General features: G+C 39.1%; 2 protein-coding genes. Both read left to right on the top strand.

Annotation, left to right across the window (positions count from 1 at the left end; translation table 11 throughout):
- The coding region (locus BA70_RS18910; protein WP_034325290.1) for a phage tail family protein at positions 1-422 on the top strand (422 nt) is incomplete at its 5' end.
- A gap of 12 nt (positions 423-434) precedes the next feature.
- Positions 435-800: glycoside hydrolase family 73 protein (locus BA70_RS18905; RefSeq protein ID WP_034325289.1), on the top strand; the 366-nt coding region annotated here is incomplete at its 3' end.

Here is an 800-nt window from a genome sequence, read left to right as displayed (position 1 = left end):
TAGCAGAGTCAAAGGGCACGTCTTTAAGTGCGCAAAACTTTTCTAGTGAAAGATGGTTTTCAGGAATGGGCATCCAAAGACGCGACGATCTGCAGTACCGTTTTAAAAACAAAAAACGTTTCAGTGTATTCAATCCGGGCTTACCTATTAATCCCATGCAGCATGATTATAATGTGCTTCTTAATGCAAAGGGAAAAAACATAACGATTATCAATCACACGAATAACGAAAGATTGAAAATAGAAGCCGATCTGAAAAAGTCACAGCAGGTCAGGAACCTGAAACAGTATACCGTTGTCGGTAATAAAAGATTGAAAACGTCGGGAAGGCTACCGTCCTTAGATAAAGGCATGAATGAGTTTGAGATTCAGAATACAAATGATTTTGAAATTGTATTCGATACAAGATTTTATTTTCCGTAAAAGGGGGTTGTCATGGCTGCAGCGGATTTTATAAAAAAACTAGCACCAGGGGCGCAGAAAGTCTATAAGAAATATAATGTGCTTGCTAGCCTTGTAATTGCCCAAGGGTGCTTAGAAAGTGGTTTCGGATCCAGCGGACTTTCTAAACAAGCAAATAATTTGTTTGGAATTAAAGGGACATATAACGGTAAATATGTTCTCATGTGGACAAGCGAACAAGACAAAAAGGGAAACGTCACCAGGATACAAGCTAAGTTTAGAAAGTATCCATCATATGCGGAGAGCTTAGCTGATCTTGGAAGCCTATACACCCGTTTGAGTCGATATAAAGAGGTGGTAGGTGAAAAAGATTATAAGAAGGCTACTGCAGCAGTTTCA

The organism is Bacillus zhangzhouensis, assembly GCF_000715205.1.
Classification (GTDB): domain Bacteria; phylum Bacillota; class Bacilli; order Bacillales; family Bacillaceae; genus Bacillus; species Bacillus zhangzhouensis.
Note: the sequence above shows the minus strand (reverse complement) of the source record. Positions and strands in the feature narration are given on the sequence as shown.